This window comes from Micromonospora sp. NBC_00821 (assembly GCF_036347035.1).
Taxonomy (GTDB): domain Bacteria; phylum Actinomycetota; class Actinomycetes; order Mycobacteriales; family Micromonosporaceae; genus Micromonospora; species Micromonospora hortensis.
This window is the reverse complement of the sequence record NZ_CP108880.1, coordinates 5,315,645-5,339,554: the sequence shown is the minus strand read 5'-3', so window position 1 is coordinate 5,339,554 and position 23,910 is coordinate 5,315,645. Positions and strand designations below refer to the sequence as shown.

At 70.3% G+C, this 23,910-nt stretch carries 24 protein-coding genes; 20 read left to right on the top strand and 4 right to left on the bottom strand.

What is annotated here, in order from left to right:
• Nucleotides 1-13: 13 nt before the first annotated feature.
• Nucleotides 14-2,152, bottom strand: coding sequence for a transketolase (gene tkt, locus OHB44_RS24230; protein ID WP_266304953.1), 2,139 nt, complete (start codon nt 2,150-2,152; stop codon nt 14-16).
• A 266-nt stretch (nt 2,153-2,418) separates the two neighbouring features.
• Between tkt and OHB44_RS24225 the strand changes: the two genes are divergently transcribed.
• The 3 genes from OHB44_RS24225 to OHB44_RS24215 all read left to right on the top strand — a co-directional run bounded on the left by OHB44_RS24225 (nt 2,419) and on the right by OHB44_RS24215 (nt 5,062).
• The gene (locus tag OHB44_RS24225; protein WP_238685512.1) at nt 2,419-3,372 is read left to right on the top strand and encodes a heme o synthase; all 954 of its coding nucleotides are present in this window, start codon (nt 2,419-2,421) and stop codon (nt 3,370-3,372) included.
• Between the two features lie 419 nt (nt 3,373-3,791).
• Nucleotides 3,792-4,127, top strand: coding sequence for a hypothetical protein (locus tag OHB44_RS24220; RefSeq protein ID WP_238685511.1), 336 nt, complete (start codon nt 3,792-3,794; stop codon nt 4,125-4,127).
• Between the two features lie 14 nt (nt 4,128-4,141).
• The gene (locus tag OHB44_RS24215; RefSeq protein WP_330438389.1) at nt 4,142-5,062 is read left to right on the top strand and encodes an ATP-grasp domain-containing protein; all 921 of its coding nucleotides are present in this window, start codon (nt 4,142-4,144) and stop codon (nt 5,060-5,062) included.
• Between the two features lie 560 nt (nt 5,063-5,622).
• Here the strand turns inward: OHB44_RS24215 and OHB44_RS24210 are convergent.
• A complete protein-coding gene (locus tag OHB44_RS24210) occupies nt 5,623-6,585 on the bottom strand; it encodes a COX15/CtaA family protein (protein WP_238682681.1) in 963 nt (320 codons plus the stop codon).
• Nucleotides 6,586-6,683: 98 nt separating this feature from the next.
• On the opposite strand from OHB44_RS24210, the gene OHB44_RS24205 reads away from it, so the two are divergent.
• The 13 genes from OHB44_RS24205 to OHB44_RS24145 all read left to right on the top strand — a co-directional run bounded on the left by OHB44_RS24205 (nt 6,684) and on the right by OHB44_RS24145 (nt 16,995).
• Nucleotides 6,684-7,484, top strand: a complete 801-nt coding sequence (locus OHB44_RS24205; RefSeq protein ID WP_372488267.1) for a helix-turn-helix transcriptional regulator — start codon at nt 6,684-6,686, stop codon at nt 7,482-7,484.
• A complete protein-coding gene (gene sufB / locus OHB44_RS24200) occupies nt 7,481-8,911 on the top strand; it encodes a Fe-S cluster assembly protein SufB (protein ID WP_091403689.1) in 1,431 nt (476 codons plus the stop codon). Before OHB44_RS24205 ends, sufB begins: the two co-directional genes overlap by 4 nt.
• Before the next feature lie 88 nt (nt 8,912-8,999).
• Nucleotides 9,000-10,145 carry a Fe-S cluster assembly protein SufD gene (gene sufD, locus OHB44_RS24195; RefSeq protein WP_238682680.1) on the top strand — a complete coding sequence of 382 codons (1,146 nt, stop codon included), beginning with the start codon at nt 9,000-9,002 and terminating at the stop codon, nt 10,143-10,145.
• Nucleotides 10,145-10,471, top strand: coding sequence for a non-heme iron oxygenase ferredoxin subunit (locus OHB44_RS24190; RefSeq protein ID WP_091403693.1), 327 nt, complete (start codon nt 10,145-10,147; stop codon nt 10,469-10,471). Before sufD ends, OHB44_RS24190 begins: the two co-directional genes overlap by 1 nt.
• Nucleotides 10,471-11,244: a Fe-S cluster assembly ATPase SufC gene (gene sufC / locus OHB44_RS24185; RefSeq protein WP_238682679.1), complete on the top strand. Its 774-nt coding sequence runs from the start codon at nt 10,471-10,473 to the stop codon at nt 11,242-11,244. The genes OHB44_RS24190 and sufC overlap by 1 nt, the downstream gene beginning before the upstream one ends.
• 20 nt (nt 11,245-11,264) lie before the next feature.
• A complete protein-coding gene (locus tag OHB44_RS24180; protein WP_330438388.1) occupies nt 11,265-12,569 on the top strand; it encodes a cysteine desulfurase in 1,305 nt (434 codons plus the stop codon).
• Complete coding sequence (gene sufU, locus OHB44_RS24175; protein WP_091403700.1) at nt 12,569-13,042, top strand: Fe-S cluster assembly sulfur transfer protein SufU; 474 nt, start codon at nt 12,569-12,571, stop codon at nt 13,040-13,042. The genes OHB44_RS24180 and sufU overlap by 1 nt, the downstream gene beginning before the upstream one ends.
• Nucleotides 13,043-13,189: 147 nt before the next feature.
• Nucleotides 13,190-13,636: a metal-sulfur cluster assembly factor gene (locus OHB44_RS24170; RefSeq protein WP_330438387.1), complete on the top strand. Its 447-nt coding sequence runs from the start codon at nt 13,190-13,192 to the stop codon at nt 13,634-13,636.
• A 185-nt stretch (nt 13,637-13,821) separates the two neighbouring features.
• Nucleotides 13,822-14,412, top strand: a complete 591-nt coding sequence (locus OHB44_RS24165) for a TIGR03086 family metal-binding protein (protein WP_238682676.1) — start codon at nt 13,822-13,824, stop codon at nt 14,410-14,412.
• Nucleotides 14,413-14,724: 312 nt separating this feature from the next.
• Complete coding sequence (locus OHB44_RS24160) at nt 14,725-15,357, top strand: LysE family transporter (RefSeq protein ID WP_238682675.1); 633 nt, start codon at nt 14,725-14,727, stop codon at nt 15,355-15,357.
• Between the two features lie 134 nt (nt 15,358-15,491).
• On the top strand, nt 15,492-16,139 hold the full coding sequence (locus OHB44_RS24155; protein ID WP_330438386.1) for an acVLRF1 family peptidyl-tRNA hydrolase: 648 nt from the start codon (nt 15,492-15,494) through the stop codon (nt 16,137-16,139).
• 131 nt (nt 16,140-16,270) lie between these two features.
• Entirely contained in the window at nt 16,271-16,570 is a 300-nt protein-coding gene (locus OHB44_RS24150; protein WP_330438385.1) for a muconolactone Delta-isomerase family protein, read from the top strand.
• Between the two features lie 65 nt (nt 16,571-16,635).
• Nucleotides 16,636-16,995: a YybH family protein gene (locus OHB44_RS24145; protein ID WP_330438384.1), complete on the top strand. Its 360-nt coding sequence runs from the start codon at nt 16,636-16,638 to the stop codon at nt 16,993-16,995.
• A gap of 72 nt (nt 16,996-17,067) precedes the next feature.
• Here the strand turns inward: OHB44_RS24145 and ypfJ are convergent, their stop codons facing one another.
• Nucleotides 17,068-17,991, bottom strand: a complete 924-nt coding sequence (gene ypfJ, locus OHB44_RS24140; RefSeq protein ID WP_266304963.1) for a KPN_02809 family neutral zinc metallopeptidase — start codon at nt 17,989-17,991, stop codon at nt 17,068-17,070.
• A 263-nt stretch (nt 17,992-18,254) separates the two neighbouring features.
• Between ypfJ and OHB44_RS24135 the strand changes: the two genes are divergently transcribed.
• Nucleotides 18,255-19,859: an ABC-F family ATP-binding cassette domain-containing protein gene (locus OHB44_RS24135; RefSeq protein ID WP_238682670.1), complete on the top strand. Its 1,605-nt coding sequence runs from the start codon at nt 18,255-18,257 to the stop codon at nt 19,857-19,859.
• A 21-nt stretch (nt 19,860-19,880) separates the two neighbouring features.
• On the opposite strand, the gene OHB44_RS24130 is transcribed toward OHB44_RS24135, so the two are convergent.
• Nucleotides 19,881-20,480 (bottom strand): cadmium resistance transporter, encoded by a 600-nt coding sequence (locus OHB44_RS24130; protein ID WP_238682669.1) that lies wholly within the window; start codon nt 20,478-20,480, stop codon nt 19,881-19,883.
• 216 nt (nt 20,481-20,696) lie between these two features.
• Between OHB44_RS24130 and OHB44_RS24125 the strand changes: the two genes are divergently transcribed.
• The 3 genes from OHB44_RS24125 (at nt 20,697) to OHB44_RS24115 (ending at nt 23,829) form a co-directional block, all read left to right on the top strand.
• On the top strand, nt 20,697-20,924 hold the full coding sequence (locus tag OHB44_RS24125; RefSeq protein WP_007462679.1) for a helix-turn-helix domain-containing protein: 228 nt from the start codon (nt 20,697-20,699) through the stop codon (nt 20,922-20,924).
• A 46-nt stretch (nt 20,925-20,970) separates the two neighbouring features.
• Entirely contained in the window at nt 20,971-21,738 is a 768-nt protein-coding gene (locus OHB44_RS24120) for an enoyl-CoA hydratase/isomerase family protein (RefSeq protein WP_238682668.1), read from the top strand.
• Between the two features lie 114 nt (nt 21,739-21,852).
• Nucleotides 21,853-23,829, top strand: coding sequence for an ABC transporter ATP-binding protein (locus OHB44_RS24115; RefSeq protein WP_330441273.1), 1,977 nt, complete (start codon nt 21,853-21,855; stop codon nt 23,827-23,829).
• The last annotated feature ends 81 nt before the right edge of the window (nt 23,830-23,910 follow it).

Genomic DNA, 23,910 nt, shown 5'->3' with positions numbered 1-23,910 from the left:
CATCCACGCTCCCTCAGTTGCCGGTCGTGAAACCGGTGATGTCGCCCACCCGGGCCAGCGAGGCGTGTGCTGCCGCCACGATCCGGTCGGGGGTGAACCCGAACTGCTCGAAGAGCACGGTGTGCGGGGCGCTCGCTCCGTAGTGCTCCAGGCTCACGCTCTCGCCCAGGTCACCGACGACTCCGCGCCAGGACATCGCGATGCCCGCCTCCACGCTCACCCGTGCCTTTACCCCGCGCGGGAGCACCGACTCCCGGTACGCCTCGTCCTGCTCGTAGAACCATTCCTGGCAGGGCATCGAGACGACCCGGGTCGGGGTGCCGTCGGCCTCCAGCCGCTCCCGGGCGGTCAGGCAGAGCTGCACCTCGGAACCGGTGCCGACGATGATCACCTGAGGCTTGCCGTTGGACGCCTCGGCCAGCACGTAGCCGCCCTTGGCCACGCCCTCCGCGCCGCCCAGGACGTCGCGGTCCATGGTCGGCAGCGGCTGACGGCTCAACGCCAGCGCGGTCGGCCGGTCGGTGTGCTCCAGCGCCTGCCGCCAGGCCCAGGCGGTCTCGTTGGCGTCCGCCGGACGGACCACGTCCAGGCCCGGGATGGCGCGCAGCGCGGTCAGGTGCTCCACCGGCTGGTGGGTCGGGCCGTCCTCGCCGAGGCCGATCGAGTCGTGCGTCCAGACGTAGGTCACCGGCAGCTTCATCAGCGCGGCCAGCCGCACCGACGGACGCATGTAGTCGCTGAAGACCAGGAACGTGCCACCGTACGGGCGGGTGCCACCGTGCAGGGCGATGCCGTTGAGGATCGCGCCCATGGCGTGCTCACGGATGCCGAAGTGCAGCGTGCGGCCGTACTCGTGGCCCGGGAAGTCCTTGGTGGCGTGGGTGGCCGGAATGAACGACGGCTCGCCCTTCATCGTGGTGTTGTTGCTCTCGGCCAGGTCGGCCGAGCCGCCCCACAGCTCCGGGAGCACCGGCGCGAGCGCCTCCAGCACTTTGCCGGAGGCGGCCCGGGTGGCCACCCCCTTGGCGTCCGCGGGGAAGACCGGCAACGCGTCGGTCCAGCCGTCGGGGAGTACGTGACCAGCCAGCCGCTCGTAGAGCGCGGTGCGCTCCGGGTTGGCCTTCTTCCAGGCGTCGAACGCGGTGGTCCACTCCTGCTGGGCGTCGGAGCCCCGGCCCATCACGGTGCGGGCGTGGCTGAGCACGTCCTCGTCGACCTGGAAGGTCTGCTCCGGGTCGAAGTCGAGGATCCGCTTGGTGGCCTTCACCTCGTCGGCGCCGAGCGCCGAGCCGTGGATCTTGCCGGTGTTCTGCTTGTTGGGCGCGGGCCAGCCGATGATGGTGCGCAGCGCGATGAAGGACGGTCGGCCGGTTTCCGCCTTGGCGGCGACCAGCGCCGCGTACAGCGCCTCGGCGTCCTCGTGGTAGTCGCCCTGGTCGGCGTCGCCGCTGCGCCAGTCGACGGTCTGCACGTGCCAGCCGTACGCCTCGTAGCGGGCGGCCACGTCCTCGCTCTTGGCGATCCGGGTGTCGTCCTCGATGGAGATCTCGTTGTCGTCGTAGATCACCGTGAGGTTGCCCAGTTGCTGGTGCCCGGCGAGGGCGCTGGCCTCGTGGCTGATGCCCTCCTCGATGTCACCGTCGGAGACGATGCACCAGATGTCGTGGTCGAAGACGGACGCGCCGAGCTCGGCCTCGGGGTCGAACAGGCCGCGCTCGCGGCGGGCAGCCATGGCCATGCCGACGGCGTTGCCCAGACCCTGCCCGAGCGGGCCGGTGGTGGTCTCGACGCCCGGCGTGTGCCCGTGCTCGGGGTGCCCCGGCGTCTGCGAGCCCCACTGCCGCAGCGACTTGAGGTCGTCCAGGCTCAGCGGGTAGCCGGAGAGGAACAGCTGGATGTAGAGCGTCAGGCTGGAGTGCCCGGCGGAGAGAACGAACCGGTCGCGGCCGGGCCAGTTCGGGTCGGCCGGGTTGTGCCGCATGACGCGGTTGAAGAGGAGGTACGCCGCGGGCGCGAGGCTCATCGCGGTGCCCGGGTGGCCGTTGCCGGATTTCTCTACGGCGTCCATGGCCAGCACGCGGACGGTATCTACGGCCCGGCGATCGAGGTCGGACCAGTTCAGTGCGGAGTGCTCGGGTCGTTTAACAGCCACGATGGTTGTGCTCCTCGGCAGATGGGCGGAACCCTCACCGATGACCTTATCGAGCGTCCCTAAACGCGCGCCCGGGGATCTCAGCATGGTGTGCGCTACGTGACGATCCGGATGCTCGGTTCAACCCTGTGGTGTGACGGCCCGCACCGTTGTCGGGTCGGCCGGGCAGCCAAAACGACGACGCGTAGTGTGTGGGTCGGTATGCGGGCCCGTGCGGTCCCGACCAATCCGATCTCCCCGTGCCCGATGCCGGAAGGTGGCAATCCGTGAGCATGATCACCGAGCGCCCCGCGAGCAACCCGGCCGGGCCACACCCGGCGCGGGCGGCCGAGGGCCCGGTGGCCCGGCGGGACGTACGCGCGGTCCTGTCGTCGTACGTGGCGCTCACCAAGCCGCGGATCGTCGAGTTGCTGCTGGTCACCACCATCCCGGCGATGATGCTCGCCGAGGGTGGGCTGCCGTCGCTGTGGCTGATGGCCATCGTGCTGATCGGCGGCTCGCTCGCCGCCGGCGCGGCCAGCGTCCTCAACTGCTACATCGACCGCGACATCGACCAGCTGATGCGGCGTACCAAGCGTCGCCCGCTGCCGGCGCACACCGTGTCGCCGCGCAGCGCGCTGATCTTCGGTCTGGTGCTGGCGGCCGTGTCGGTGGCCCTGATGGCGGCGTTCACCAACCTGCTGGCCGCCGGGCTGACCCTCGCCGCGATCGCCTACTACGACCTCGTCTACACCCTGTGGCTCAAGCGTTCCACCCCGACGAACACCTTCTGGGGCGGCGCCTGCGGGGCGGCGCCGGTGCTGATCGGGTGGGCTGCGGTGACCGGCTCGCTGGCGCCGGCCGCCTGGGGGCTCTTCGCTGTCGTCTTCTTCTGGCAGATGCCGCACTTCTACCCGCTCGCCATGAAGTACAAGGACGACTACGCCCGAGCCGGCATTCCGATGCTGCCCGTGGTGGCCTCGACCCGCCGGGTGAACGCCGAGATCCTGATCTTCGCGTGGCTCACAGTGCTCACCTCCCTGGCCGTCTGGCCGCTGGGGCTCAGCGCGATCTACGGGGTGCCGACACTGGTGGTGGGTGCCATCTTCGTTGTCGAGGCACACCGGCTCTGCCGGCGCGCCACGCGCGGCGAGGCGGTCAAGCCGATGCGGCTGTTCCACTGGTCGACGACGTACCTGACGATCGTCTTCGTGGCCGTCGCGCTCGACGCGCTGATCTGACCCGTCCCGCACGGTCCGGCTCTGGCCCTTCACGTCCACGGCAGTGGCCTCCGCCTGTCTGCTTCGCCTGGCTGTCGGCTTCCCCGCGCGGAGCGGCCCCGGCTCGTCGGCCCTCGCATCGTTTGTCAGTAGTCACGCCGTGGCTCTGACTGGCGAGCGGCACCGATGATCTCCTGACTAATCATGGACGTGGATGAGTTGTCCGGGTTTAACGTCACATCAGAGTAACTTTCAGCATGAGTCGGATGGGCTCAACCTGGGGTGGTTCGAGGGTGATTTCCCGACGTGCTTTGAGCGTAAAAGTCAGTAAATAAACGGACAGTGAACCTGTGGTCGTCCTTAAACCTGTAGGTAATTGGCATCACAAAAGGTTCATGGTTCTCGCCCCACGGGGTGCAACTCTGCTTAGGCTTCGCGTCATGGCAGATGGTTCCGATACGACGCTGACGGCCGAGCAGACCACCGGCGAGCAGGCGCCCCAAGGCCTGGTCGCGGGCCTCAAGGCGTTCGCGGCCGGACACGGCGGCGCGAAGGCGGTCATCGAGTACGTCGGCAAGCGTGGCGCGCGGATCGTCCTGGTGGGTTCCGACGGCGAGTGGGGCGACCAGTTCGCCGACGACACCGTCACCGCCCGGGAAGCGTGCGCCAAGGCGGGAGTCACCGTCGAGAACGCCTGGGAGCGTGAACTGATGGACCAGATGCGTCCGAGCAACGACCTCTGGCGGTCGATGGCCCGGCGCACGATGGCCCGCTGAAATAGACAGCTGAATTGACCACATATCACCAGTCGACCCGGGGGGAACCCCGGGTCGCTCTCGTCACCTGCTCCGACCTGGCCGACCTCGACCCGGACGACCGGCTGGTCCTGGCCCCGCTCGCCGCCCGTGGCGTCGCCGTCCAGACCGCCGTCTGGGACGACCCCGACGTCGACTGGTCGTCCTACGACCTTGTCGTGCTCCGCTCACCCTGGGACTACGCGCTCCGCCGCGACGAGTTCGTGTCCTGGGCGGCCACCGTGCCGACGCTGGTCAACCCGGCGGACGTGGTCCGCTGGAACACCGACAAGCGCTACCTCGCCGAGCTGAGCGCCGCCGGGGTGCCAACCGCGCCGACGTCGTGGATCGAGCCGGGGGAGAGCTGGCAGCTGCCCGCCGAAACCGGCGAGTACGTGCTCAAGCCCGCGGTCAGCGCCGGCAGCCAGGACACCGGCCGGTACGACCTGGCCGACCCGGAACACCGGGACCTGGCCGCCGCACATGTTCGCCGGCTCTCCGACGCCGGCCGGGTCACCATGGTCCAGCCGTACCTGCGGGCCGTCGACACCGAGGGCGAAACGGCCCTGCTCTTCCTGGCCGGCCCCGAGGGGCTCGCGTTCAGCCACGCGATCCGCAAGGGTCCGATGCTGTCCGGGCCGGACCTCGGCCCGGACGGGCTCTACAAGGCCGAGGAGATCACCGCCCGCACCGCCCGCCTCGAACAGCTGGCGGTGGCCGAGCAGACCCTTGCGACGGTGCCCGGCGGCACCCGACAGCTGCTCTACGCCCGGGTCGACCTGATCCCCGGCCCGGACGGCGAGCCGGTCCTGGTCGAGCTGGAGCTGACCGAGCCGTCGCTCTTCATCGGGTATGCGGACGGCGCCCCCGACCGCCTCGCCACCGCGATCACCACGCACCTGGCCCGCAACGCCTAACCCCTCACCCCCGAACGACCGCCCGTGCCGGCGTGCCGCCCGTGCCGGCGTGCCGCCCGTGCCGGCGTGCCGCCCGTGCCGGCGTGCCGCCCGTGCCGGCGTGCCGCCCGTGCCGGCGTGCCGCCCGTGCCGGCGTGCCGCCCGTGCCGGCGTGCCGCCCGTGCCGGCGTGCCGCCCGTGCCGGCGTGCCGCCGCCCGCAAGATCGCGCAACATCCTGGTTGTAGTGGCTTCCCGGCGGTCCGTGGCCACTACATCCTGGTTCGAGTGCGATCTTGGCGGCCGTGGGCGGCCAAACCCGGGTCCCGGTCTTCCCGGGGGCGGGTTCGCCGTCAAGATCCGCGCAATATCAGGGATGTTGCTGTCTCCCCGTGTGTCGGAGGCAGCAACATCCGGGAAGTTGCGGAGATCTTGGCGCGGGGCGCGGGGCGCGGGGCGCGGGGCGCGGGGCGCGGGGCGCGGGGCGCGCTTGCGGGGTGACGTTCGTTGTGGGGCAGGCGTTGCCGGCCAGGTGCGCGGTGATTGCGGCGCGCGGGTGATCCGGGCCGGGGCGGCCTTGCGGTTAGGCGGTGACTGGTACCGGGGCTGCGTCGGTCGGGGTGGCCTGGGGGGCCGGCGCGACCGGGCGGCGTTCCCGGGTGGACCACTGCACCGACAGGGCGGCCAGCAACACCAGGCAGGAGCCGAGCATGTGCGCGCCGACCAGGAGCGCCGGCACGTGGGTGAAGTACTGCACGAAGCCGATCAGACCCTGACCCAACTCCACGGCGACCAGGATGATCGCGGCGCGGGTGGCCCGCTGCGCGCCGACGGCGCGGAACGCGAAGATCAGCGCCACCGAGAGACCGATCAGCAGGAAGACCCCGTCCGCGTGCACTTGCGAGATCGTCTCCGGGTCGAGCCCGTTGCGAGCGGCGCCGTGGTCGCCGGCGTGCGGGCCGCTGCCGGTGACCCAGGTGCCGACGACCAGCACGGCGACGGTGACGCCGGTGGTGACCCGGGCCAGCGCGCGCAGCGGTGCGGGCACCACGGCCACTGTCGGGCCGTCGGGGTCGCCGATGCGTCGCCAGAGGGCGTACGCGGCGGCGATCACGGCCATCGAGGCGAGGAAGTGCAGCCCGACCACCCACGGGTTGAGGTTGGTCAGCACTGTGATGCCACCGATCACCGCCTGGGCGGGGATGCCCAGGAAGACTGCCACGGCCAGTGCGAGGAGCCCGGGTCGGCGGGGCCGGTGCAGCAGTACGGCCAGCACGGTGGCCAGCGCGATCAGACCCACAGCGAAGGTCAGCATGCGGTTGCCGAACTCGATCACCCCGTACACGCCCATCTCGGGCGTGGTGACGTAGGAATCGTCGGTGCACCGGGGCCAGGTGGGGCAGCCGAGGCCCGAGGCGGTCAACCGGACGGCCCCGCCGGTGACGACGATGCCCACGTTCGCGATGATCGAGGCGAGCGCGAGGCGGCGCAGCAGGATGCCGGAGACCGGACGGACGATTCGGTTCACGGCGCAAATCCTACGCACCGTAGTGATCGAGGTTCGTCCGACTCCGTCGGGTCGGTGGTTGGGATCACCGGGGCCCGGGTTTGCGACCCTCCGGGTAATTACGTAACGTTGGCGTTGTGAAAAACGCGGCGGCGCTCTCCGGGCACCAACCGACGGCCGTACCGGCCCTCGGTGCGTCCGCGTCCGCGCCTGTCGTGACCACGTCGGCGGGCCTCGCCGGCCCGGCGGCGGCCGAGGTCTCCACCCGGGATCGGGTCACGCAGTTGCTGCTGGAGCAGGGTGCCACCACCGCCGCGCAGCTTGGCGCGGCGCTCGGGCTCAGCCCGGCGGCGATCCGCCGGCACCTCGACGCGATGCTTGCGGACGGTGACGTGTACGCCCGCGAGCAGCCCGTGCAGGGCAGTCGCGGTCGGGGGCGCCCGGCCAAGGTGTTCCTGTTGACCGAGGCCGCCCGGGTCCGCTGTGGCACACACCACTACGACAACATGGCCACCGCCGCGCTGCGCTGGATCGCCCGCAGTGGCGGTTCGGACGCGGTCGAGGCGTTCGCCACCGAGCAGGTGTCGGCTCTCGAGTCCCGTTGTCGGACGGCGATGGAGGACGCTGGCGACGAGCCTCTCGCCCGAGCCGAGGCACTCGCCGCGGCGCTCACCGGCGAGGGTTACGCTGCCAGTGCGACCACGATCGCCTCTGGCGGCCAGCTCTGTCAGCACCACTGCCCGGTGGCGCACGTGGCCGCCGAGTTTCCTCAGCTGTGCGAGGCCGAGACCGCGGTCATCTCCCGTCTGGTCGGCACCCACGTGCAGCGTCTGGCCACCATCGCGCACGGCGACGGGGTGTGCACCACGCACATCCCGACCCAGCCGGGCCGCGCTCAATCCGGTAATCCCGTAACCACTGTGAGGACAGATAGATGACCGAGCAGATCGTCCAGCCCCTGACCCAGGAAGAGCAGCTCGCCGCCCTGGGCCGGTACGAGTACGGCTGGTCCGACCCGGACGCCGCCGGGGCGGTCGCCCAGCGCGGTATCAACGAGGCGGTGGTGCGGGACATCTCGGCCAAGAAGAACGAGCCGGCGTGGATGCTCGACCTGCGGCTGAAGGGCCTGCGGCTGTTCGGCCGTAAGCCGATGCCGGCCTGGGGCGCGGACCTCACCGGGATCGACTTCGACAACATCAAGTACTTCGTGCGGTCGACCGAGAAGCAGGCCACCAGCTGGGAGGACCTGCCCGAGGACATCAAGAACACCTACGACCGGCTGGGCATCCCGGAGGCGGAGAAGCAGCGGCTGGTCGCCGGTGTCGCGGCGCAGTACGAGTCGGAGGTCGTCTACCACAAGATCCGTGAGGACCTTGAGGAGCAGGGCGTTCTCTTCCTGGACACCGACACGGCGCTGCGCGAGCACGAGGACGTCTTCAAGGAGTACTTCGGCACGGTGATCCCGGTCGGCGACAACAAGTTCGCCGCCCTGAACACCTCGGTGTGGTCCGGTGGCTCGTTCATCTACGTGCCGAAGGGCGTGCAGGTCGAGATCCCGCTGCAGGCCTACTTCCGGATCAACACGGAGAACATGGGCCAGTTCGAGCGGACGCTGATCATCGTCGACGAGGGTGCGTACGTGCACTACGTCGAGGGCTGCACCGCACCGCTCTACTCCTCCGACTCGCTGCACAGCGCGGTCGTGGAGATCATCGTCAAGAAGAACGCGCGCTGCCGCTACACGACCATCCAGAACTGGTCGAACAACGTCTACAACCTGGTCACCAAGCGCGCCGTCTGCCACGAGGGCGCGACCATGGAGTGGGTCGACGGCAACATCGGCTCCAAGGTGACCATGAAGTACCCGGCGGTCTACATGACCGGCGAGCACGCCAAGGGCGAGGTGCTCTCGGTGGCGATGGCCGGCGAGGGTCAGCACCAGGACGCCGGCGCCAAGATGGTGCACGCCGCGCCGCACACCTCCTCGACCATCGTGTCGAAGTCGATCGCCCGTGGCGGCGGCCGCACCTCGTACCGGGGTCTGGTGCAGGTGCTGGAGGGTTCGCACCACAGCCGGAGCACCGTCAAGTGCGACGCGCTGCTGGTCGACACCATCTCCCGCTCGGACACCTACCCGTACGTCGACATCCGTGAGGACGACGTGTCGATGGGTCACGAGGCGACCGTCTCCAAGATCAGCGACGACCAGCTCTTCTACCTGATGAGCCGGGGCCTGAGCGAGGACGAGGCGATGGCCATGATCGTGCGCGGCTTCATCGAGCCGATCGCCAAGGAGCTCCCGATGGAGTACGCCCTGGAGCTCAACCGTCTGATCGAGCTTCAGATGGAGGGCGCGGTCGGCTGACGCCGCCGCTCCCCGTGGCGGGCCGGAACCTCGGCCCGTCACACCTGGCCCCAACTCGTCGTCACGGAACAGACAGACCAAGGAAGAAATGACTACCCAGGCTTCCGCGCCGCCGCCCAGCACCAAGTCGCAGGCGCTGCGCTCGTACGACGTCGCCGACTTCCCGGCCCTCACCGGCCTGGAAGAGGAGTGGCGTTTCACCCCGCTCAAGCGCCTCCGCGGCCTGACCAGTGACGCGCCGGCCGCGACCGGCTCGGTCCGACACGAGTACGGTGACCTGCCCGAGGGCGTCGCCATCACCCGGATCGGCCGGGACGACGAGCGGGTCGGCAGCGTGCTGACTCCGGTCGACCGGGTCAGCGCGTTGGCCTACGGTGCCGCCGCGGACGCCCTGCTGCTGCGGGTGGCCCCGGACGTGGTGCTCGGCGAGGCGGTCCGGCTGCGGGTGGTCGGCGAGGGTATCGCGCAGCCGGCCTTCGGTCACACCTTCGTCGAGGTGGGCCGGTTCGCCGAGGCGACAGTGGTGCTGGAGCACGTCGGGTCGGCCACCCTGGCCGACAACGTCGAGGTGGCCGTGGCGGACGGCGCGAAGCTGACGCTGGTCACTGTCGCCGACTGGGCCGACGACGCGGTCCAGGCCCAGCACCTGAAGATCAAGCTGGGCCGGGACGCGAAGGCCATCCACATCCAGGTCTCCCTGGGTGGCGACCTGGTCCGGCAGTTCACCAGCGTGGAATACACCGGGCGCGGTGGCGAGGCCGAGCTGTACGGCGTCTACTTCGCCGACTCCGGCCAGCACCTTGAGCACCGGCAGCTCGTCGACCACAGCGTCCCGGACTGCCGCAGCTACGTCGGCTACCGGGGCGCTCTGCAGGGCGAGAGCGCGCACACCGTCTGGGTGGGCGACGTCCTCATCCGGGCCGAGGCGACCGGCACCGACACGTACGAGATCAACCGGAACCTGCTGCTCACCGACGGCGCGCGGGCGGACTCCGTACCCAATCTGGAGATCGAGACCGGCGAGATCTCTGGTGCCGGCCACGCCAGCGCGACCGGCCGCTTCGATGACGAGCAGTTGTTCTACCTGATGGCCCGGGGCATTCCGGAGAGTGAGGCCCGCCGGCTGGTGGTCCGCGGTTTCTTCGCCGAGCTGATCAACAAGATCCCGGTGGAGTCGCTGCGTGAGAGCCTCGGAGATGCGATCGAGGCTCGGCTGACCAAGGCGGGCGCTTGATGATCCGCATCTGCTCCACCGAGGACGTGCCGAAGGGCACCGCGATCAGCGCGGACGTCGACGGCACGCCGATCGCCCTGGTGCACGGCGAGGACGGCGGCTTCTACGCCGCGTACGACGAGTGCTCGCACGCCTCGGTCGCGCTCTCCGAGGGCGAGGTCGACGGCTGCACGCTCGAGTGTTGGCTGCACGGCTCGCGCTTCGACCTGCGCACCGGCGAGCCGACCGGCCTGCCCGCCACCGAACCCGTCCCCGTCTACCCCGTCGAAGTCCGCGACGGCGACATCTACCTCAGCCTGACGCCGAGTAATGGAGTGACCCGATAATGAGCACCCTGGAGATCCGCGACCTGAAGGTGTCGGTCAAGCTGCCCGAGGGTGAGCTCAAGCCGATCCTGGCCGGCGTCGACCTGACCGTGAAGTCGGGCGAGACCCACGCGATCATGGGCCCGAACGGTTCCGGCAAGTCCACCCTGGCGTACTCGATCGCCGGTCACCCCAAGTACGAGATCACCGGCGGCACGGTGACCCTCGACGGCCAGGACGTGCTGGCCATGACGGTCGACGAGCGCGCCCGCGCCGGCCTCTTCCTGGCCATGCAGTACCCGGTCGAGGTGCCCGGTGTCTCGGTCGCGAACTTCCTGCGGACCGCGAAGACCGCCATCGACGGCGAGGCGCCGAAGCTCCGTACCTGGGGTGGCGAGCTGCGCGGCGCGATGGAGCGTCTCCAGATGGACCCGGCTTTCGCCCAGCGCAACGTCAACGAGGGCTTCTCCGGTGGTGAGAAGAAGCGGCACGAGATCGTCCAGCTGGAGCTGCTCAAGCCGAAGATCGCCATCCTCGACGAGACCGACTCCGGTCTCGACGTGGACGCGCTGCGCGTGGTCAGCGAGGGCGTCAACCGGGTTCGCGACAACGGTGACACCGGCGTGCTGCTGATCACCCACTACACGCGGATCCTGCGCTACATCAAGCCGGACTTCGTGCACGTCTTCGTGGCCGGCCGGATCGTCGAGCAGGGCGGCCCGGAGCTTGCCGACAAGCTCGAGGCCGAGGGCTACGAGCGGTACGCCGCCGGGGCCGGCACGGCCAAGGCCTGAGCGGGAGAGGCGCTGCCGAGATGACCAGCATCGCGATCCCCTCGGGGATGCCGCAGTACGACGACGTGCCGCGTTTCGACGTGGCCCGGGTGCGCGCCGACTTCCCGATCCTGGGTCGGGACATCAACGGGCACCCGCTGGTCTACCTCGACAGCGCCAACACCTCGCACAAACCGCGCCAGGTGCTCGACGTGCTCGACGAGCACTACGCGCGGCACAACGCCAACGTGTCGCGCTCGGTGCACACCCTGGGCACCGAGGCCACCGAGGCGTACGAGGGGGCGCGGGCGAAGATCGCCGCGTTCATCAACGCGCCAAGCGTCGACGAGGTGGTGTTCACGAAGAACTCCACCGAGGCGATCAACATCGTGGCGTACGCCTTCTCGAACGCCTCGCTGCGCCCGGACGCCGACCCCCGGTTCCGGCTCGGCCCCGGCGACGAGGTGGTGATCTCCGAGATGGAGCACCACTCGAACATCGTTCCGTGGCAGCTGCTCTGCGAGCGCACCGGCGCGACCCTGCGCTGGTTCCCCGTCACCGACCAGGGGCGGCTGGACGAGTCGGGCCTGGAGGATCTGGTCACCGAACGGACGAAGATCGTCTCGCTGGTGCACGTGTCGAACATCCTCGGCACCGTCAACGCCACCTCCCGGATCACCGCGCGGGTCCGCGAGGTGGGCGCGCTGCTGCTGCTGGACTGCTCGCAGTCGGTGCCGCACCTGCCCATCGACGTGGTCGACCTGGACGCCGACTACATCGTGTTCACCGGCCACAAGATGTGCGGTCCGACCGGCATCGGTGTGCTCTGGGGTCGGGGTGAGCTGCTGGCGGCCATGCCGCCGGTCTTCGGCGGCGGCTCGATGATCGAGACGGTCACCATGGCCCGCTCGACGTTCGCCGCGCCGCCGGCCCGCTTCGAGGCGGGCACCCCGCCGATCGCCGAGGCGGTCGCGCTCGGCGCGGCGGTCGACTACCTGACCGGCATCGGGATGCAGGCCATCCAGTGGCACGAGAAGGAGCTGACGGCGTACGCGCTGGACGCTCTCGGCTCGGTACCGGACCTGCGGATCTTCGGTCCGACAGTGCCGGTGGGCCGGGGCGGCACCATCTCGTTCGCACTCGGTGACGTGCACCCGCACGACGTGGGTCAGGTGCTCGACTCGCTCGGCGTGCAGGTGCGGGTGGGTCACCACTGTGCCAAGCCGGTGTGCAGCCGGTTCGGTGTTCCGGCCATGACCCGGGCGTCGTTCTACCTCTACACCACCACCGAGGAGATCGACGCTCTGGTGGCCGGTCTGGAGCAGGTGCGGAAGGTGTTCGACTGATGCAGCTCGACCAGCTCTACCAGGAGATCATCCTGGACCACTACAAGCGCCCGCACGGGCGTGGCCTGCGCGATGCCGACGACCCGGGTGACCAGGTCGCGGAGGCGCACCACGTCAACCCCACCTGCGGTGACGAGGTCACCGTCCGGGTGGCCACCGACGGCACGGTGCTGCACGACATCTCGTACGACGGGATGGGCTGCTCGATCAGCCAGGCATCGGCGAGTGTGCTGCACGAGTTGCTGCGTGGTCGCGGCGCCGGGGAAGCATTCGAGGTGCACGAGGCGTTCGTGGAGTTGATGTCCGGACGTGGCCAGGTCACGCCGGACGAGGACGTGCTCGGTGACGGGGTTGCTTTCGCGGGTGTGGCCCGTTACCCCGCCCGGGTCAAGTGCGCGCTGCTGCCGTGGATGGCGTTCAAGGACGCCGCGGCACGCGCCGGTGTGGGTGTGAGCCCGGAGGTGAAGGCGTGAGCGAGCGTCAGCGAGCGAATGACACAGTGGTGCCGTGTGGCATCACGCAGCGATGCGGAGGGACGGCATGAGCGAGCGTCAGCGAGCGAATCAGTGGTTCAGCGCGTTGGTGCCTCATGGCGTCACGGAGCGAAGCGGAGGGACGGCATGAGCGAGAACACCGCAACTGAGGCGACGCCGGAGGCCAGTGACACCCCAGTGGTGCCGCAGACCGACGCCGCGACGACCGATGGCACCGGTGACGCCGCTGCTCCCGCGGGCGGCGTCAGCAAGGCGATGATCGCCGACATCGAGGAGGCGATGAAGGACGTCGTCGACCCGGAGCTCGGCATCAACGTGGTCGACCTGGGCCTCGTGTACGGCGTTCACGTCGACGACGAGAACGTCGCCACCCTGGACATGACGCTCACCTCGGCGGCCTGCCCGCTGACCGATGTCATCGAGGACCAGACCCGGCAGGCGCTGACCACCGGCCCCGGCGGCGGCCTGGTGAACGACATCCGGATCAACTGGGTGTGGCTCCCGCCGTGGGGCCCGGACAAGATCACTGACGAGGGCCGGGACCAGCTCCGCTCCCTCGGCTTCAACGTCTGACCTGATCCCACGTCGTCGAGCGCGGTACCCGTCCGGGTGCCGCGCTCGACGCGTTTCCAGGCCGACCGAAAGTAGTGGAACGGATCGTTCCGGTCTGCTAAGCTGAACTCATCAAACGGAGCGGAATATTCCGCTCCGGCAGCGGGTGGGTCAGCTCGCTGGAAGCCGGCGGAGAGGGCAGGACGATGGGCGAGATGGCGGCGGGGCAGTGGCGGATCGTGCTCGAAGAGGCGCACGAGGCGCTTCGGACGGCAGTCGAGGGGGTTCCGGCCGACGCCTGGGAGCGGCCCACCCCGTGCGAGCGGTGGAACGTCACCCAGGTGCTTCAGCACGCGGTCGGCGATCAGCTCGCCTTCGCGGCGGCGATCGACGGCGGGCCGGGGCCGGTGGAGGACCCGTTCGCGCCGTCCGGTCAGATCGACGGTGACAAACTCGCTGGCCTACGCGCCGCCCTCGACGCGTCCGCGAGGGCCTGGAACCGTGTCGCCGACGACGATCCGGAGGTGCCCACGCCGCTGCCCCAGGGCAAGCTGCCCGCCGAGGTCGGCGCCGTGGCGTGCGCCCTGGATGCCGCAGTGCACGCCTGGGACATCGCGGTGGCCACCGGCCAGCCGTCCCCGCTCGGCGTCGAACTGGCCCGCCCCCTGCTGGTGGTGGCCCGGCAGATCGTCGAGCCGCTGCGGGCCTACGGCGCGTACGCCCCGGCGATCGACGGCGCTGCGGAAGCCGACGAGGTCGCGGCCCTGCTCTCCTACCTCGGTCGCGACCCCCGCTGACCCGGGTGCGTCATTGATCGGCCCTGAACAGGTCAAGATCGTGCTCGATCGTTGATGTAGTGGCCTCGGCGCAGCGCCGAGGCCACTACATCCTGGTTCGAGGCGTACGTCCCAAGCCCCTCCCGGTCTCGGCGGCGCTGTGCGTCGCGGGGCGCGGGGCGCGGGGGAAAATCGGTGGCGGGGGCGCGGGTCCGGCGCGGAGGATGCGCGTGTGATTGAGGCGTACCCGTTGCAGGTTCCTGTCCGTGCGGCGACTGCCGTGCGCCGACAGCGGCCGTTCCGGGGACGAACCTCGACCCGCCACCGACGTCCGTGACCCGGGCGTTCCTCGCCGGCCTGGTCGCCGGCTACGGCGTCGCCATTCCCGTCGGCGCGATCGCGATTCTCATTCTGGGCCTCAGCGCCCGTACCTCGTTTCGGGTGGGTGCGGCGGCGGCGCTCGCGGTGGCTACCGCCGACGGGCTCTACGCGGTGGTGGCCGTCCTCGGCGGCGCTGGCCTGGCCGGGATCATCGCGCCGGTCGCGGGGCCTCTGCGGGTGGTCGCTGCCGTGGTCCTGCTGGGTCTCGCCGGGCACGGACTGTGGCGAACGTGGTCCGCGCACCGCTCACGGGTGACGCCGACGGCACGGGCCGGTCGGGGCATGGGCACTCCGGGCCGTGCCTACGCGGCGCTGCTCGGGTTGACACTGCTGAACCCGATGACGGTCCTCTACTTCACGGCGCTGGTCCTCGGCCGTCGGGACACGGCCGACTCGGGGGTGCTCGCCGTGGCGCTCTTCGTGGCCGGGGTGTTCGTGGCGTCGGCGAGCTGGCAACTGGTCATCGCCGGCGGTGGCACAGTGGTCGGCCGGGCGCTGACCGGGCCGCGCGGCCGGCTGGTCACCGGCCTGCTCTCCAGCGCGCTCATCGCCGCGCTGGCGGTGGCCGCGCTGCTTCCGAGCTAGCGGGCCCGTCGGAGCGTGCCGGGCCCGTCGGAGCGTGCCGGGCCCGTCGGAGCGTGCCGGGCCCGTCGGAGCGTGCCGGGCCCCGCGGGCCGCCCGGGGGTCCGCGCGGGGCCGCTGTGCCGTACGGTCGGGCGATGACCAGTCGACCCGCAGCCGGCGGAGGCCGGTGGGTCGAGGTCGACCCGGCCCGCGTCGGCCGCTGGGTCGAGGGCTTCGCCGACCGGCACGGCCCGCCCACCACCAGCGCACAGGAGTACGGCCTGCTGCTCGCCGCCCCGGACGGGGCAACCGCCGAGTTGTACGCCCCACCGGGTGCGCCGACCGGGGTGGATGTGGCCGGGTTCGTGGCCTCCGCCGTCATGCCCCGCCGCATCGGCCTGCTGTTGGCGCGCAAGGGCGCTGTGGCGCTCGGGGTGGCCGAGGGCGGCGACCTCGCCGTCTCCAAGGTGGACACCCGGTACGTCCAGGGGCGCACCGCCGCGGGGGGATGGTCGCAGCACCGGTTCGCCCGTCGGCGTGACAACCAGGCGAAGGCTGCGCTGGGTGACGCGGCGGACCTGGCCGTACGGCTGCTGTTGCCGGAGGTGGCGACGCTCGCCGCGCTGGTCTGCGGCGGTGACCGGCGGGCGGTGGACGGGGTGCTGGCCGACCGGCGGTTGGCCCCGCTCGTGCCGTTGCGGGCGGAGCGGCTGCTCGACGTGCCGGAGCCGCGACACGCGGTGCTGGTCGCGGCGGTGGGTGCGGCCCGGGCGGTACGGATCCTGGTGCGCGACCCCGACTGACCTCGGCCTTCACTGACGCCGTCGCCGTCGCCCTCACTGACGCCGTCGCCGGTGGCGTCGGTGGGGAGATGATCGCCACCCAAAACGGGGTTCGCGGCGTGCTGCCCGGCCGGCCGCCGGAGGATGGGCGCGTGGAGTTTCTGGTTGACATGGTGACGACGGTGCCGCAGGGAACGTCGGAGGACGGGGTCGCCGACATGCGTGCGCGAGAGGCGGCTCGTTCGGCCGAGCTGACGGAACAGGGCAACCTTCTGCGGCTGTGGCGGCCGCCGCTGTCGCCGGGGGAGTGGCGTACGTGGGGGCTGTTCCAGGCCGCCGACGCGGACGAGTTGGAAGCCGTCCTCGCGTCGATGCCGCTGCGCGCCTGGCGGCGCGAGACCGCGACGCCGTTGACACCGCACCCGAACGACCCGGGTCAGCCGCCTCGCTGACCCTGCGAGGGCACGCCGGCTCGACAGGCACACAACGGGGCACGTCCGTCAGCAGGGAGATCATCATGTCCGAGGCCCAGATTCTGCGTACCGTCCTCGACCGGTGGAAATCGGCTGTCGACGCCCACGAGCCCGATCGGGTCGCTGCGTGCTTCACCGACGACGCGATCTTTCAGGGGTTGCAGCCGTACACGGTGGGTCCTGCCGGCGTCGCCGCGTACTACGCCGGACAGCCGCTCGGCCTGACCGCCGCGTACAACATCAGGGAGATCCGTCGTCTCGCCGACGACGTGGTCCTCGGCTACCTGGAGGTGGAGTTCGGCTTCACCGACCGACCGGCCCTGACCGTCAACCTGGGCGTGCTCCTGCGGCGGGTCGACGACGACTGGCTCATCGGCCACTACCAGGTCTCGCGGCTCACCTGACCCGGGAGCTTCGGCGGAAATGACGATCGTGGCAGGCCTCGCCGAGGGCCTGCCACGATCTCGGAGCGGATGTCAGAGCTGGTCGGTGCCGAAGGTGTCGCAGGTCTTCGGGTCGCCGCGGTCGTAGCCCTGGTTGAACCAACGCTTGCGCTGCTCGGACGTGCCGTGGGTGAACTGGTCGGGGTTGACCTGCCCGCCGGAGCGCTCCTGGATGCTGTCGTCGCCGATCGCCTCCGCGGCCTGCACGGCCTCGCTGATGTCAGTCTGGGTGATGGACGTGAACAGCGGTTCCTGGCCGGTCTTGTCCTTGCTCTCGGTGGCGTGCTTGGCCCAGGCGCCGGCGTAGCAGTCGGCCTGCAGCTCCAGCCGTACGGAGGCGGAGCGGGGGCCGCTCTGGTCGCCCTGGCCGGCCTTCGCGTTGGTGCCGAGCAGGTTCTGGACGTGGTGGCCGTACTCGTGGGCGAGCACGTACGGCTGGGCGAACTCGCCCTTGGCACCGAACCGGGAGGCCAGCTCGTCGTAGAAGCTCAGGTCGATGTACACCTGCTTGTCGGCGGGGCAGTAGAACGGGCCGACGCCCGAGTCGGCCTGCCCGCAGCCGGTGTTCACGGAGGCCTGGAAGAAGTTGGTGTCGGTCGCCTCGTACTTTCCGTTGCCCAACTCCGGGTACGCCTTCTGCCAGTAGGCCTGGATGCTGTTGACGTAGAGCAGGTTGCGGCAGCGCGCGTCGTCGAGCCGGTCGGGGTTGGCGGTGGAGCACACCTGCTCCAGGTCGCTGCCCCCGGCCTGGCCGCCCTCGTCGCCATTGGTCATGGCGTTCAGGCCGAACCCGCCGCCGAGCAGCGCGACGAGCACGGCGACCACGATGCCGATGATGCCGCCCCGGCCACCGCCGCCGGGGATGGGGATGCCCATGCCGCCGCCCCCACCGCCGGATCCACGCCCGAGGTCGTTGGCCTGGGAGGTGTCGAGCTCGGCCCGCTCGTTGAGTTCCATGGTGACCCCGATCGCCGTATGCCGGTGAGTGTCTTTTGTGTGTCGTTTCGTCCATCGAGTGCCGGACGGGGTCCGGACAGGCGTTCCGATACCCGATGATCTTGATCGGTAATCCGGGCGGGACGTCCGACGGCGCCCGGTACACTTGTCAGGTGCTGCGCTGCGAAGGCTGAACCGCCCCGCGCCGTCGGGCCCCTTGAGCCCGCCGGCCGTTTCGCGTGCCCCGAGTCAGCCTTCCGAACCCCGAGAGCGAGCCCGCAAACATGATCACTGTCACCGGCCTGGAACTGCGTGCCGGTTCCCGGATCCTGCTGTCCGACACCACCCTGCGCGTGCAGCCCGGTGACCGGATCGGCCTGGTCGGTCGCAACGGCGCCGGAAAGACCACCACGCTGAAGGTGCTCGCCGGCGAGGGGCAACCGTACGGCGGCCAGATCGACCAGCGCAGTGCCATCGGCTACCTGCCGCAGGACCCGCGCACTGGTGACCTGGAGGTCACCGGCCGCGACCGGGTGCTCTCCGCGCGCGGCCTGGACGTGCTGATGGCGCAGATGCAGGAGGTCGAGGCCCGTCTCGCCGAGGACGCCACCGACAAGCTGGTCCGTCGGTACGGCGCGCTGGAGGACCAGTTCGCTGCCCTCGGCGGGTACGCGGCCGAGGCTGAGGCCGCACGGATCTGTGCCAACCTCGGCCTACCGGACCGGGCGCTCGCGCAGACCATCGGCACCCTCTCCGGTGGTCAGCGTCGCCGCATCGAGCTGGCTCGGATCCTGTTCCGCGACGCCGGCGAGAACGGCGGCGGCATCCTGCTGCTCGACGAGCCCACCAACCACCTCGACGCCGACTCGATCACCTGGTTGCGGGGCTTCCTCGCCAACCACAAGGGCGGCCTGATCGTGATTTCCCACGACGGGGCGCTGCTGGAGTCGGTGGTCAACAAGGTGTGGTTCCTCGACGCCACTCGGTCGGTCATCGACGTGTACAACCTGGGTTGGAAGGCGTACCTGGAGGCGCGCGAGACCGACGAGCGACGCCGCCGCCGGGAGCGGGCCAACGCGGAGAAGAAGGCCGGCGCGCTGATGGCGCAGGCCGACAAGATGCGGGCCAAGGCCACCAAGACCGTTGCCGCGCAGAACATGGCCCGCCGCGCCGAGAAGCTGATCTCCGGCCTGGAGGAGGTGCGGGTCTCCGACCGGGTGGCCAAGGTGCGTTTCCCCAGTCCCGCGCCGTGCGGCAAGACCCCACTCACGGCGACCGGCCTCTCCAAGTCGTACGGATCACTGGAGATCTTCACCGACGTCAATGTGGCGGTGGACCGGGGCTCCCGAGTGGCCATCCTCGGGCTCAACGGCGCGGGTAAGACGACCCTGTTGCGGATGCTTGGCGGGCTGCTCAGCCCGGACACCGGCGAGGTGCACGCGGGGCACGGCCTGCGGTTGGGCTACTACGCCCAGGAGCACGAGACGCTGGACGTGGAGCGGACGGTGCTGGAGAACATGCGCGCCGCCGCCGTCGAGCAGTCCGACACCGACCTGCGCAAGATCCTCGGCGCGTTCCTGTTCTCCGGTGACGACGTGAACAAGCCGGCCGGCGTGCTGTCTGGCGGCGAGAAGACCCGGCTGGCGCTGTCCACTCTGGTCTGTTCCGGCGCCAACGTGCTGTTGCTCGACGAGCCGACGAACAACCTCGACCCGGTCAGCCGGGAGCAGGTGCTCGACGCCATCGCCAACTACCCGGGCGCGATCGTCCTGGTCACCCACGACCCGGGTGCGGTGCTGGCGCTCAAGCCGGACCGGGCCATCCTGCTGCCCGACGGTGACGAGGACGCGTGGAGCGACGACCTTCTTGAACTGGTCGAGCTGGCCTGACCGAGGCTGCTCGGTCGGCTCTCAGCCGAGCAGGTCGGCCAGTCGGTCGAGCACGCCGGAGCTGACCAGGATCACCAGCCCGATGGCGATGAAGATCGTCGGCACCAGCCAGGCGCCGGCGCGCTCGACCAGCCGGACCACCCTCCGGTGCCCGCCCAGCCAGGCCCCGGCCACGCACCAGAGCGCGATCAGCAGCACAAAGACCAGCAGGAACACGGCGCTGTCTGCCACACCGAGGGCCCGGAAGACGGGTACGTAGACAGCGACGTTGTCGGCGCCGTTCGCGATCGTCACCCCGGCCACGCCGAGTGCTCCGGTGACGACCGCCGGTGCCTCGTCGTCGCCCGAACTGCGCAGCGCGCGTACGCCGAGCGCTATCGGCAGCAGGCCGAGCAACCCCGTCCACGGGTCGGGGACCACCAGGAGTCCACCCGCGACCACCGCGCTGGCAAACGCGAGCGCGCCGATGCCGAGGTATTGTCCGGCGACAATTTCCCAGGTGCGGGGTTGGCCGGTGGTGCGCGCCGCGACGAAGAACAGCGTCAGGATGACGATGTCGTCGATGTCGGTGGCGGCGAAGACCACGGCCGCCGCGCCGGCGGTGCTCAACAGGTCGATCACGAGCGAAGGCTACGGGCCGTCGGCAGCCGCCAGCTCCCGGCGGTGGTACGCGCGGACGCCGTGACGGGCCGGATCGCCAGGATCACTCTATCGGGAAGCTGACATTGCATAGCGTGTCGGTTGGCGAAGAGTTGATATCTGGCGCATGATCGTTCGAGGCGGTCTAATAGGTGGGACCGTATCCGAACCGCACAGTCTGGGACGTGAGGACACAGCATGGCAGCCACTGGCACAGCCACCAGCACTGAGAAGGGTCGCCGGATCGTCGGAGCCGAGCGTCAGACGCTCGCCAAGGACCTGGTAAAGCGGTACACCTCGGGGGAGAGCATCCGCGCGTTGGCGGCCTCGACCGGCCGTTCCTACGGGTTCATCCACCGAGTGCTCACCGAGTCCGGCGTGCAGCTGCGTCAGCGCGGTGGCGCCCGGCGCCGCAAGAAGGCGTGACCCGCCCCTCAGCGTCGTCCACCAGCGCCGCGCCCCGGGACGTCCGGTGACCGCCGAGGCGACCGGGGTTCGGCTGACTTGCGACGGGCCGGTCGCCACGGTGACGTTGTGCCGGCCCGACGTGCTCAATGCCCAGACGCCCGCGATGTGGCAGGCGATGAGCGACTTCTCTCGCGATCTGCCCGGCGACGTGCGGGTGGTGGTGGTCCGCGGTGAGGGTCGCGCGTTCTCAGCCGGCCTCGATCTCGCGGTGGCGGGCGCCTCCGGCCCGGGGTCGTTCGCTGAGCTGGCCACGCTGCCCGAGCAGGAGTGCGCCGAGCGCATCGCGGAGTTCCAGGCCGGTTTCACCTGGCTGCACCGGCCGGATGTCGTCTCCGTCGCGGCCGTGCAGGGCCACGCGATCGGTGCCGGCTTCCAGCTCGCGCTCGCCTGTGACCTGCGAGTGCTGTCAGCGGACGCGAAGCTGTCGATGGCCGAGGTGACCCTCGGTCTGGTGCCCGACCTGGCTGGCACGAAACGCCTCGTCGAGTTGGTCGGCTATTCACGGGCGTTGGAGATCTGTGCGACAGGCCGCCGGTTGGACGCCGCCGAGGCGGACCGGATCGGGTTGGCCACCCTTGTCGTACCCCCGGCCGAGCTGGACGACGCGGTGCGGGACCTGACCGCCGGCCTGCTCTCCGGGGCCCGCGACGCGGTGGTCGAGATCAAGGCGTTGCTCGCCGGTGCGGGCGGGCGGTCGCACGCCGACCAGCAGCGCGCCGAGCGGGAGGCGCAGACCCGTCGGCTGCGTGACCTCGCCGGCACTGGAGAATAGGTAAGGACCGCACGGGAAGATCCGGGTTACGACCGAGGTTGTCACACTCGTCGGGAGAATTGACCTGACGGTGCGGTCCGCCCGGCAACCCGGAGGTGAGCGATGTCCAACCCGATGTCCGGCGGTGGCATGGCCGGGTGGAGCATGCTCCGGTCGATGCGCAACCGCGACGAGGTCTCCAGCCACCGGCTCAAGCGGGGGGTGGCCCGCCGCATCGTCGCCTTCGCCCACCCCTACCGGCGCGACATCATCGTCTTCCTGGCCACGGTGGTGTTGGCCGCCATCATCGGCGTGGCCACTCCGGTGCTCGCCGGTGACGTCATCAACGCGATCAACCGGGGCGGCACCGAGGCCGGGCGGCTCGTGGTGCGGCTCGCCCTGTTCATCGCCGCGCTGGCGGTCGCCGACGCGCTGCTGTCGCTGGCCCAGAGGTGGTATTCCGCCCGCATCGGCGAGGGCATCATCTTCAACCTGCGCACCCGGGTCTACGACCACGTGCAGCGGATGCCGTTGCAGTTCTTCACGCGTACCCAGACCGGCGCCCTCGTCAGCAGGCTCAACAACGACGTGCTCGGCGCCCAGCGGGCGTTCACCTCCACCCTGTCCGGCGTGGTCAGCAACGTCATCCAGTTGGTGCTCACCGCGGCGGTGATGTTCACCCTCTCCTGGCAGATCACCGCGCTGTCGCTGGTGCTGCTGCCGATCTTCATCATTCCGGCCCGCCGGGTCGGTCGACGGCTGGCGGACATCACCCGCGAGGCGTACAACCTCGACGCCAAGATGAACGCGACAATGACCGAGCGGTTCGGGGTGGCCGGCGCGCTGCTGGTGAAGCTCTTCGGCCAGCCCGAGATCGAGGCCCGCCGGTTCGGCGACCGGGCCGAGCGGGTCCGCGACATCGGCATCCAGTCCGCTATGTATTCCCGCACGTTCTTCGTGGCGATGCTGCTGGTCGCCTCACTGGCGCAGGCGCTGACCTATGGCCTGGGCGGCTGGCTCGCGGTGACCGGCGGCGTCAGCGCCGGCACCGTGGTGACGCTCGCGCTGCTGCTCACCCGCCTGTACGGGCCGCTCACCGCGCTCTCCAACGTCCGGGTGGACGTGATGAGCGCGCTGGTCTCCTTCGACCGGGTCTTCGAGGTGCTCGACCTCAAGCCGGGCATCGTGGAGAAGCCCGACGCGGTGCCGGTGCCGGTGGGCGCTGGCCGCGTCGACTTCCGCGACGTGCGTTTCCGCTACCCGAGTGCCGCCGAGATCTCCCTCGCCTCCCTGGAGGAGGTCGCCACGCTCGACCGGACCGTCAACGAGCCGGTGCTCAAGGGGGTCTCGTTCAGCGTCGAGCCGGGGCAGATGGTCGCGCTGGTCGGCCCGTCCGGGGCGGGCAAGTCGACACTGTCGATGCTCATCTCCCGGATCTACGACGTCAGTGACGGGCAGGTGCTCGTCGGCGGGGTGGACGTGCGAGATGCGACGCTCGCCTCCCTGCGCGACGAGATCGGTGTGGTCACCCAGGATTCGCACCTGTTCCACGAGACGATCGCCGAGAATCTTCGCTACGCCAAGCCGGACGCCACCGACGACGAGATCTGGGCCGCCCTGGCCGGGGCGCAGGTGGCCGATCTGGTTCGGGCGCTACCCGACGGTCTGGACACCACAGTGGGGGAGCGCGGCTACCGGTTCTCCGGCGGCGAGAAGCAGCGCATCGCCATCGCGCGACTGCTGCTCAAGGCCCCGTCGATCGTGATCCTCGACGAGGCGACAGCACACCTGGATTCGGAGAGCGAGGCGGCGGTGCAGCGTGCGCTGTCGGTGGCGCTGGCCGGACGTACCGCGCTCGTGATCGCGCACCGGCTCTCCACAGTGCGCGACGCCGACCAGATCCTGGTGCTGGACGGTGGGCGAATCGTCGAGCGGGGGCGGCACGAGGAGTTGGTAGCGGTCGGTGGGCTCTACGCCGAGCTGTACCGCACCCAGTTCGCTGTCGCCGACTCGCCCACCCCGTTCGTCGACGCGACAGGTCCCGAGCCGGTGGTGATGCCGCTGGGCACCTACCGCGCCGACGAGGTGCTGCCGCCCGCCGCCGCCAACTGACGTCTTCGCCGCGCTGATCATCTCGGGTTCCTGGAAGTCGGGGCGTCCCGGTCGCAGTGACCGCCCGACTTCCTTGAAACC